A 9,331-nucleotide genomic window follows, 5' to 3' on the forward strand; every position below is an offset into this window, starting at 1 on the left:
ACTCACATATCCAGGAGGATGCACGACATGAAGCTCGATCGTAGACTTCTCACAGCGGCGCTGCTCACAGCGTCCGCTGCATTGCCCGGCGCTCCCGCGCTCGCGGCTGAAATCGCCAAGGACACAATGGTCATCGTGTCCGAGATGGGCCCGAACGGCCTCGACACGATGGTGCCGACGGCCAACGATCACAGCCGCATGGTGGTATGGCAGGCCTACGACCGGCTCGTCAGCCATGGCGAGAAGAAGCTGGCGGATGGCACTGTGTCCTACGATGCCAAGGTCATGACCCCCGAGCTGGCCGAAAGCTGGGAAGCCGCCGAGGACGGCAAGACCTACATCTTCCATCTGCGCAAGGATGCCACGTTCCACGACGGCAGCCCAGTCACGGCCAAGGACGTCAAATGGTCGTTCGACCGCGCTATCGCCGCCGGCGGCTTTCCGGCGGTGCAAATGGCGGCGGGATCGCTGGTCAAGCCTGAACAGTTCACGGTGATCGACGATCACACCTTCAAAGCGACCTTCGACCAGTTCAACAAACTGACGATGCCCGACCTCGTCGTTCCCGTGCCCGTCATCATCAATTCAGAGCTCGCCAAGAAGCATGCAACGCCACAGGACCCTTGGGCATTCGAGTGGGTATCACGCAATGATTGCGGCGGTGGTGCTTACAAGGTCGAGTCTTGGTCACCCGGTCAGCAGACCGTCTTCACCCGGTTCGACGCCTGGAAGTCCGGCCCGTTACCCCAGCTCAAGCGCGTGATCTATCGGCAGATCGCTTCGGCCGGTACGCGCCGTGCGTTGCTGGAAAAGGGCGACGTCGACATGTCGGTCGGCTTGCCCCCGAAGGACTATGCGGAGCTGGCAGAGCAGGGGAAGGTCGCGATCATCGGCGTGCCCGTGCAGAACGACCTCGTGTTCGTCGACATGAACGTCAAGATCGCGCCGTTTGACAATCCCAAGGTGCGCGAGGCGATCTCCTACGCCATCCCCTACAAGGAGATCGTGAGCTCCGCGCTCTATAACCGCGCCAAGCCGATGTTCGGCGGCGACCCGGATAAATCCTATCCGGATGCAACGTGGCCGGTTCCGATCAAGCATGGCCAGGATCTGGCCAAGGCCAAGCAGTTGCTGACCGAGGCCGGCTTCCCTAACGGCTTCAAGACCACGCTGTCGATCGATCTGTCGGAATCGACCGTGCGTGAGCCGACTGCCATCCTGATCCAGGAGGCGCTGAAGACGATTGGCGTCGAACTCACGATCGAGAAGGTGCCTGGCTCGAACTGGTTCGCCCAGATGGCGAGCAAGACGATGCCGATGGTCATCGCAGAATTCTACGGCTGGCTCGACTACCCCGACTACTTTTTCTTCTGGACTTTCCATGGCGGCAACAACTCGGTGTTCAACACCGCCAACTACGTCAATCCGAGCCTCGACAAGGTGATCGACGAAGCGCGCTTCACCCGGGATCCCGAGATCTACAAGACCAGCCTGACCAAGATGGTGGACATCGTCATGACCGATCTGCCGCGCATTCCGCTCTACACCCGCTTTGCGGACTATGCGGTGCAGAAGAACGTCAAGGGCTTTGAATACTGGTTCCACACGCATCCCGACTTCCGCAAGCTCTACAAGGAATGAGGCGACGGCAAGCGCGCTCGATGGGGCGCGCTTGCCTTTCATTCGGAGAAACACCGTGCAAGACACGCTCGGCGCCTTTGTTCCAGGTCCCATCCTCCAGCGCGCTCCGCACCGATCAGGCCCGTTGTCGGGTCTGACCTTTGCAGTCAAGGATCTGTTCGACGTCGCGGGCACCGTGACCGGCTGCGGCAATCCGGACTGGGCCGCCACGCATGAGGTGGCTAAGGCTGACGCCTGCGCGGTCGACTGTCTGCTGGGCGCGGGCGCCGCGTTGACTGGCAAGACCATCACCGATGAAATCTCGCTCGGATTGCTCGGCATCAACAGATTCTATGGCACGCCACTTAACCCGCGTGCGCCGGACCGCGTCCCAGGCGGCTCGTCGAGCGGCTCCGCCTCAGCTGTTGCCGGCGGTCTAGTGGATATTGCGTTAGGGACTGATTCCGGCGGCTCGGTGCGCGTGCCGTCCAGTTTCTGCGGGCTCTACGGGCTGCGGCCGACGCACGGTCGGATCTCCGTTACTGGCATGATGATCCAGGCGCCGTCATTCGACACCGTCGGCTATTTCACCCGCGACGCGATGACATTCGCGCGGGTCGGCGCGGTGCTGCTCGCAGAGCAAGCGCCCGACGCCTTGCCAACGGAAATTGTGATTGCGTCCGACTGCTTTGCCATCGCCGACGCGCAAGTGCAGGGCGCCCTGCAGTCGATCGTTGATCGGTTACGTCTTGCGACTGCGACCACTTTGTCACCCTTGACCCGAGGAGAGCTTCGCGATTGGGCGCGGCATCAGCGTATCCTGCAGAGATGGGAATTTCAGGCGACTTTTCGCGATTGGGTCGACCGGGTGAATCCGCGGTTCTCCTCGGAGGTCGCTGGCGCTTTTGCCGACGACGGCCGCACGCCACCGGCCGATCTCGCGGCCGCCAAGGCTTTTCGCGCGAGCGCGTCGAAGCGGCTCGACGATCTGCTCGATGGCCGGCGCATGCTGTGCCTGCCGACCTCCCCCATTCTGCCGATCAGTCGCGATGCACGCCTGTCGGAGATCCGTGCAGCAGTGCAGGGGATCGTGGATCTGACAGGTATCGCCGGCTTGACCGGCTTGCCCCAGGTCAACCTGCCCGTCGCAACGTCAGGCTCTATTCCGGTCGGGCTGTCTCTTATCGGCTGGCGTGGCGGTGATGCACCGCTTATTGCTGCGGCACGCACCCTGGCCCGGGAATTCTCGGTAGGACTGTTCCAGGAGCCCCGATGACTGACGTCAGGGACACAAGGACGCTCACGCTCGATGGTGCGCTCAAGGTGCTCCACGCGGCCATCACGGAGGCTAACCGTATCGGGCAACCGATGTGTATCGCGGTGGTCGATACCGGCGGCAATCTCTTGGCGTTCGGACGCATGGACGGCTCGAAAGGACTGAGCGTTACGTCATCCATCAACAAAGCGCGAACGTCGGCGCTGTCCGGCGTGCCGACCGGCGGCGCTCACGCAGATGTGGAGATTCAGGTCACCTTGGCGCACGAAAGTCGTTGGACCAATCTGATCGGTGGTTTGCCCATCCGCGTCGATGGATTCATTCTTGGCGCAGTGGCGGGCTCCGGGTCGGGCATGCAGGATCTCGCCGTGGCTCGAGCCGGTGCCGCTGCGATCCCGCGCGCAGACATGTGCCCCGATTTCAAGCCGATGGGAGCGGAGGATACCGGGATCATCAGGGGATGACGCCTCAGCCGAGGATCTGAATCATTCGTGTAGTTTACAGGCGCAGCACGACTTTCGTCCGCTCTCGGCGCGGCTGAAGACAGCTAAGGGCCCACAAGCGGAACCAAATCCGCTCCGTTAATCGCTCATTGTACGACTTCGTCGGCGCTAGCCATGAACGTTGGCGGCCCCTCGAGCCCGATCGCTTCGGCGGTCTTGAGATTGATCGCTAGTTGGAACTTGGCCGGCAACTCGATCGGCTAGTCACCGGGATGTTCACCTCGAGGACCCGGTCTACATGTCGCGCCGCTTGACGAAGCAGCTCAACATGGTCGTTGCCGTAACCAATGAGCTCGCCAGATTAAACAAATTAGCGGTTGAAGTAGACGGCTGGCACCATGTAACGCGCCGGGGTGCTCGCGGTGTAGTCGCATCGCAATTGCAGTGGAAAGCTACGGTTCAGATGGCGCGGAGGGGACCGTTGCGAACACCGTAGCAATTTGTTCGAGGCGAAAGAAAGGCCGAGTTACTTCAACGGGGTTGGCCAGACACCCGTTCCGCCGAAAAAGGGGCCCTCCAATCGAGAGCCAAGATCTTTAGTCAGGGTTCGCGGTCCTCAGCCGAAAACTTGAAGGTAGCCCACCCCAACTGGTCGCATTCCGGTCGCGGCATGGCCGCGACGGCAGCTGCGGGCATCGAACGGCCGGAGCGGCGCGCTCCCGATCTCTGACGGTATTTGAACATACGCCCAACCAAGGCCGTAATGGCAGTCTTGACCACGCTGGCAGAGTTGATCAGTCGGTTGACTCCGATAGATGGCGAATTCGCCAAGAGCGCGAATGGCTCAAATTTTTTTGTGAATTCAAGACCACAAAATTGCGGCGGGTATACCGTCGGCATTTGTCCGTCAGACTTGGAGAATTGTGCTGGCAAATCAACGACGATACGCTGTCCCAATGATTGAGTGGGTAGCATTTCTGAAAGGTACTTTTGGCCTCGAAATGTACCCTATGGTCCACAAAGCGAGGCAAATCATTGAAATCGCAGCAAATGGGACCGCCCTCCGAGCGCGCAAAACTGAGTTACGTCGTCGCCATGGGCTTCACACTGGCCGAGCATCCGGCTCGAGAATTGGCGAGGAGATCCCGCGAAGTCATTTGCTGACACGACGCCCGAGATACGGGCTATGGCTCGTTGCTAAACGAACTAGTCCGGGATCGAAGGCACGTGGCACTAACGTCATACCCAGCTGGCGCTATCGGCCATCGGCCGACTTCTTCCATAACGTCTCATTCGGCGAATTCAAGCGATGGGACATTGCTATGGTCACCATTGTCAATTTGGGATTGGAGGACGTTTGATTAATGCTCGACCAAATGCGCCGATCATTGCTGCGGCCTCATGATCTCCACGATCATCGAGAATGCGATGAAGCGTCCTCGCACTTTCTTGGAATACGGGCAAAAGCGATGGGTCACGTTCGCACAAGACACCTGCGATACACAGTGCAAGGGCCTCCACACCCATCTTCGCTTGAGCTAACGGATCTGCTGCCATCTTTTCCTGCCTCCATCGACAGTTTTAATCGTACACGCCCGATCCCCGAGGCTCAGTTTGTGTGACGACGCTCGCTCCTGGAGGCGATCAAGCCCTTTAATTCCTCGACAAGACGCCGCCTGATGAAGTTGCGTTCTGCGTCAGTCAGTTGAGTGTCCAACAGCCGTCGGTACCGCCGTACATTTGCTTCGCGAGTCCACCGAGCATCCGCGTGGGATACTCTCAACGGCCGATGCCGCTTCGTCGCAGCATGTCGTTCGGAATCGCAAACGGCGCGCACCGGCTTGCTCACTCGAGGCAGCTGCATCGCCATTCCACCGCGCGGCGGCGGATCCTCCTCGTCGTCCAGCCGCTTCAGCGCCGCCAGGATATCGGCAAGGCGCAACCGATGCGGAATGCCGGGCACCTCCCGAAGAGCCGGCTGGGATTCGATGACGTACATATCCGATGCCCAGGACGATAGGATGACCCGCTTCTCGTCTGTCGAGAGCCGCGCGTCATTCAATACATCGCCAGGTGAATTATAGTGAGATACTGGATGGAAAATCGGCTCATTGAGGTTGGCATTACGATTGGCTTGGCTCATGGCGTGTCTCCTGTTTCTCCTTTCGTCCAGAGACGCGTTGCTAAAGGCTTGAATATAGAGGTCGGCGACGGTCATACGCCGCCGACCTCTGACGTTAGTTGCTGTTGATCGCGATACGCTTGACGTTCGACCTTGACTGCTCGGACCTCGGCAGCGTCACGGTGAGGACGCCGTTCTTGAAGTCGGCCTTTGCCTTATCTTCCTCGACGCCATCAAGCGGAATCTGGCGCTCGAAAGAGCCGTAGTATCGCTCGCTGACGAACTTGGAATCGTCGCTGCGTTCGGCTTTCCTTTCACCCCGGATTGACAGGATGCCATTGGCGATTTCAACCTGGACATCCTTTTCGCTGAGGCCTGGAAGCTCGGCGGAAACCGTAACCTCCTTATCGGTTTCATTCAGTTCAAGGCGTGGCCAACTAAACTGGCCCTCCATCAACGGAGCGTTGATGCGACCGAATGAGCCGAAGCCGCGAAAGGCGTCATCGAACAGACGGTTCATCTCACGGTGAAGCGTGAGAAACGGATCGAATGCCTCTCGTCCGGTTGAGAGTTCTTGCCCTTTGCCCCAGGGAACGAGATCCCGAATACCCATGATATCCTCCTTAACTTGACATGCAGCTGGTCAGCGCACGGACGGTTACCGTCCGTGCGTGTTTTGGCCCAATAGGAAGCGGGCTCAGGCCGCCTTCTGCGTGATTTGTCCGCCAGGAGCGCCACTTCCGATGGCAATACGCCGAGGCTTCATGGCCTCGGGGATTTCGCGCACGAGCTCGATCCGCAGCAGACCGTTCTCGACCATTGCCGACTTGACCTGCACGTAGTCGGCGAGGTTGAACTGTCGCTTGAACGGACGCGCCGAGATACCCTGATAGAGGTATTCGTGCTGGTCCTTGTCGCCCTTGCGGCCTTCCACGGTCAGCACGTTCTGCTCAGCCGTCACCGAAATCTCGTCCTGGTTGAAGCCGGCCAGTGCGACCGAGATCTGGTAGCGGTCCTCTCCGAGCCGCTCGATATTGTAGGGCGGGTAGTTGTCTTCGGACCGATGCTGGGTTTCGTCGAGCAGATCGATGAGGCGGTCGAATCCAATACTCGAACGCCACAGGGGAGTGAAATCGTATGTCCTCATAGCCAAGTCCTCCAGAGAGCAAGATGGATACGAAGGAGCGCAAGACGATCGGTGCAAGACACCTGTCCGGCGCCCTGGTTGCTTTGCCGAGCCCAACCTGGCGCCCGGCACCGCCCGTAAAGCGGCAAAAATCCAATTAGAAAAACGGCGATCAGTTTCAAGAGCGTTCGCAAAAATTTTTTGGCTTGGTTTTAGTCGGGTTATTCCGGCCCGCGCACCGGAACCGAGTTCGGGCAGTTGGCTCGCGAGGCACGCCCGCCATCTGCGCCGGGTCGGGAGACCGCTCAATACGGGGACATCGCGGGGGCCGGAGAAGTTTGCACTGTGGCCGCGGGGACCTGGATTTCTTGATCCGGATCAAGACAACGAGAGAACGGCGCCGTCCACGGTAAATCACTCGTCGTGGGAGGCCGTCTGATGGCGTGCCGGCCCCATTGCGGTATTTCCATTTGCTCTGGAGTCGGCTGCCGTGCAAACGGGCTTATCACGAAGGCACGCGCCATGCGAGATCGGTTGCGCAGCCGGCGCGCAACCCTTGCTTGCAGCTAGCCTCTAACGTTTCAAGTCCCGCCGATCTCTTGCGAACGCCGGATGCGCCACCCCATCTATTTGCGATACTTGCGGAAGTCATGCGCTGAGCGATTGCATCGCAAGCGATCACCGGAACGAGGACACCCCTACAACGCTGACGGTGCACCAAATGAAAGCGGCTTCAGAGCCTACGGCAGGCTCAGGAGGTTGAAATGAGAATGCACAGGTGGCTCCATTGTTCGAGAGCGTGCCGCCGCGGCTCTAAGGCTGGACGGAGCTTGGGTTTCGGCGGAACGGGCTTGGACCGCGCTCTGATCAGCTCGACGGCACGCGCTTCGATCTGACGGATCCGCTCGCGCGAAACGCCGCGCTCCTGCGCAGGTTCGTCCAAGGTCTTCGGTTCATCGGAGAGCAGGCGCGCCTCGACTCCGCGATGCTTCCGCTCGCTCACCATTGGCGGGTCGGACCGCCGGCAGATCGCAAATTTTTTCTGAGCGGCTCTTGACGCCGTCACTCCGCCGCATAATTTTTGCCGCGCCAGCCCGCTTTGGGGCGGTGTCGGGGCGCCCATTAGGGCCCCAGACGAGACGGGCGCCGGTTGTGTCCCGGTGCCGTTCATATCCATCTTGCTCTCTGGAGGATTTGGCTATGCGCACATGCGACCTCTCCCCTCTTTTCCGCTCCACTATCGGCTTCGATCGTCTTTTCGATCTTGCCGAAATGGCCAACCGGGCCGGTGGCGACGACAACTATCCTCCCTACAATATTGAGCAGCTGGCCGAGGACCGCTATCAGATTGCGCTTGCGGTCGCAGGCTTCGCACCTGACGCGATTTCGGTGACGGCCGAGCAGAACGTCCTCACGATCGAAGGCGACAAGCTCGAAAAGGCCGAGCGCGAATACCTATACCAGGGGATCTCGACCCGGAGGTTCAAGCGGCAGTTCAGCCTGGCCGACTACGTTCAGGTAAAGGGTGCTGCATTCGACAACGGGCTTCTCAAGATCGAGCTTGCGCGCGAGATTCCCGAGGCCATGAAGCCGCGGCGGATCGCGATCAATGCAGCGTCGACGAAGGCGCCCCGACAGCTCGAATCTGTTGCCTAACCGGCCTAGCCGTGTGTCGGCAATCCGGCACGCAGCCTTCACATCGATATCGTCTACAGAACGGAGGCAACCATGCGGCCGGCGACCGCGTATACGAATCTGGACGCTTTGAAGTCATTGATCCCAAACGAGCGACGGTTCGAACGTCCCCGGGATGTATTCTCGGATCCCCCACTGATCATGGCTGAGGGGCGAGCCATTCTGGCGCGCCGAGCTTCCGTCGCTGCCATTCCATCCAATCTTACCTTGTGTCGTCGAAGGGATTGTCAGCGTCCCTTCGCGTCGACGCGATCCTGGCTGCACTTCGCAGTCTGGACGGCGATCTACGCCCACTGCCGGGAGGAAAGTCAGCCCGTCTGCGCTCGACGGCGCGTCCTGTTGCCGCATAGGAGGTTGCCATGACCGACATCACGCTGCCCAAGCAAGTCGTGGACAGGATTGAAGCCCGCTGGTCCTCAAGATACGGCCCGATGGAGAAGCGACACTCCAGATTGATCGATCAGCGGCTCGAGCAACTTCGATCGCATCGTAACAACATCTGGCGTTATCGGCGACTCCCGAAAACGCAGCTTTCCGACTTGGAGCGTCAGTTCATCGAAAGGCGCATCGGCGAGGAGCTCGAAGCCGTGCAACGCGTGGCGTCTGACGTACCCCCCATCGGTACGTGTCTGACGTCTATCCCGACGGCCAGAACATCGGGAAAAGGCCATCCATGATCGACCTTCAAATGACACTTATTCGCGGCAGCGAGAAGATCATCGACCAATACCAGTATCTCCTGGCTACCGCGACCTCGGAACGGGAGCGCGAGCGCTTTCGCCAACGCATCAACGAAGAGCAGCTGCTGCTGGACAAGCGTCGGCAGCCTGAGCAACCCGCTCGCGCAGCGTGACAGAACGGATGACATGGCCGCATGGGTGAATTGAAGAGCTTGCCCCTGGACGAAGCCATCCGACTTCGCTGGGTCTTGCGGGACATCAGAGCCAGGCGCTTTATCGTCAACCCGCTCGGTCCGGCTGACGTTCAGAATCTCACCCAGATGGGCTACGTCGAAAACATAACATGCTCCCCGTTCTGACGGCGGCGGG

Annotated in this window: 9 protein-coding genes; 6 read left to right on the plus strand and 3 right to left on the minus strand. The window is 59.9% G+C overall.

The genetic code is table 11. From position 1 onward, the window contains the following. The first annotated feature begins 27 nt into the window (after nucleotides 1-27). The 3 genes from I6F38_RS06130 to I6F38_RS06140 are packed head-to-tail and all read left to right on the plus strand — an operon-like array spanning nucleotide 28 to nucleotide 3,360. Nucleotides 28-1,641, plus strand: a complete 1,614-nt coding sequence (locus tag I6F38_RS06130) for an ABC transporter substrate-binding protein (RefSeq protein WP_225159450.1) — start codon at nucleotides 28-30, stop codon at nucleotides 1,639-1,641. 55 nt (nucleotides 1,642-1,696) lie between these two features. Beyond that, nucleotides 1,697-2,896 carry an amidase gene (locus I6F38_RS06135; RefSeq protein ID WP_225159451.1) on the plus strand — a complete coding sequence of 400 codons (1,200 nt, stop codon included), beginning with the start codon at nucleotides 1,697-1,699 and terminating at the stop codon, nucleotides 2,894-2,896. Next, complete coding sequence (locus tag I6F38_RS06140) at nucleotides 2,893-3,360, plus strand: heme-binding protein (RefSeq protein WP_225159452.1); 468 nt, start codon at nucleotides 2,893-2,895, stop codon at nucleotides 3,358-3,360. Before I6F38_RS06135 ends, I6F38_RS06140 begins: the two co-directional genes overlap by 4 nt. Nucleotides 3,361-4,948: 1,588 nt before the next feature. Here the strand turns inward: I6F38_RS06140 and I6F38_RS06145 are convergent. The 3 genes from I6F38_RS06145 to I6F38_RS06155 all read right to left on the minus strand — a co-directional run bounded on the left by I6F38_RS06145 (nucleotide 4,949) and on the right by I6F38_RS06155 (nucleotide 6,608). Beyond that, complete coding sequence (locus I6F38_RS06145) at nucleotides 4,949-5,557, minus strand: hypothetical protein (RefSeq protein WP_225159453.1); 609 nt, start codon at nucleotides 5,555-5,557, stop codon at nucleotides 4,949-4,951. A 19-nt stretch (nucleotides 5,558-5,576) separates the two neighbouring features. Beyond that, nucleotides 5,577-6,074: an Hsp20/alpha crystallin family protein gene (locus I6F38_RS06150; protein WP_026193316.1), complete on the minus strand. Its 498-nt coding sequence runs from the start codon at nucleotides 6,072-6,074 to the stop codon at nucleotides 5,577-5,579. Nucleotides 6,075-6,158: 84 nt separating this feature from the next. Beyond that, complete coding sequence (locus I6F38_RS06155; protein WP_028344419.1) at nucleotides 6,159-6,608, minus strand: Hsp20 family protein; 450 nt, start codon at nucleotides 6,606-6,608, stop codon at nucleotides 6,159-6,161. 1,179 nt (nucleotides 6,609-7,787) lie between these two features. On the opposite strand from I6F38_RS06155, the gene I6F38_RS06165 reads away from it, so the two are divergent. The 3 genes from I6F38_RS06165 (at nucleotide 7,788) to I6F38_RS06175 (ending at nucleotide 9,135) form a co-directional block, all read left to right on the plus strand. After that, nucleotides 7,788-8,243: an Hsp20 family protein gene (locus I6F38_RS06165; protein ID WP_028344369.1), complete on the plus strand. Its 456-nt coding sequence runs from the start codon at nucleotides 7,788-7,790 to the stop codon at nucleotides 8,241-8,243. 398 nt (nucleotides 8,244-8,641) lie between these two features. Further along, entirely contained in the window at nucleotides 8,642-8,959 is a 318-nt protein-coding gene (locus I6F38_RS06170; protein WP_141713415.1) for a hypothetical protein, read from the plus strand. Next, nucleotides 8,956-9,135 carry a hypothetical protein gene (locus tag I6F38_RS06175; protein WP_069277449.1) on the plus strand — a complete coding sequence of 60 codons (180 nt, stop codon included), beginning with the start codon at nucleotides 8,956-8,958 and terminating at the stop codon, nucleotides 9,133-9,135. Before I6F38_RS06170 ends, I6F38_RS06175 begins: the two co-directional genes overlap by 4 nt. Nucleotides 9,136-9,331: the final 196 nt, after the last annotated feature.

Source organism: Bradyrhizobium sp. BRP56, assembly GCF_020194035.1.
Taxonomy (GTDB): Bacteria; Pseudomonadota; Alphaproteobacteria; order Rhizobiales; family Xanthobacteraceae; genus Bradyrhizobium; species Bradyrhizobium australafricanum.

Bases quoted from the DNA above. Each gene is read 5' to 3' on its own strand.
- I6F38_RS06155 (WP_028344419.1), bottom strand. From the start codon at position 6,608: ATGAGGACATACGATTTCACTCCCCTGTGGCGTTCGAGTATTGGATTC.
- I6F38_RS06145 (WP_225159453.1), bottom strand. From the start codon at position 5,557: ATGACCGTCGCCGACCTCTATATTCAAGCCTTTAGCAACGCGTCTCTG.
- I6F38_RS06165 (WP_028344369.1), top strand. From the start codon at position 7,788: ATGCGCACATGCGACCTCTCCCCTCTTTTCCGCTCCACTATCGGCTTC.
- I6F38_RS06150 (WP_026193316.1), bottom strand. From the start codon at position 6,074: ATGGGTATTCGGGATCTCGTTCCCTGGGGCAAAGGGCAAGAACTCTCA.
- I6F38_RS06170 (WP_141713415.1), top strand. From the start codon at position 8,642: ATGACCGACATCACGCTGCCCAAGCAAGTCGTGGACAGGATTGAAGCC.
- I6F38_RS06175 (WP_069277449.1), top strand. From the start codon at position 8,956: ATGATCGACCTTCAAATGACACTTATTCGCGGCAGCGAGAAGATCATC.
- I6F38_RS06130 (WP_225159450.1), top strand. From the start codon at position 28: ATGAAGCTCGATCGTAGACTTCTCACAGCGGCGCTGCTCACAGCGTCC.
- I6F38_RS06140 (WP_225159452.1), top strand. From the start codon at position 2,893: ATGACTGACGTCAGGGACACAAGGACGCTCACGCTCGATGGTGCGCTC.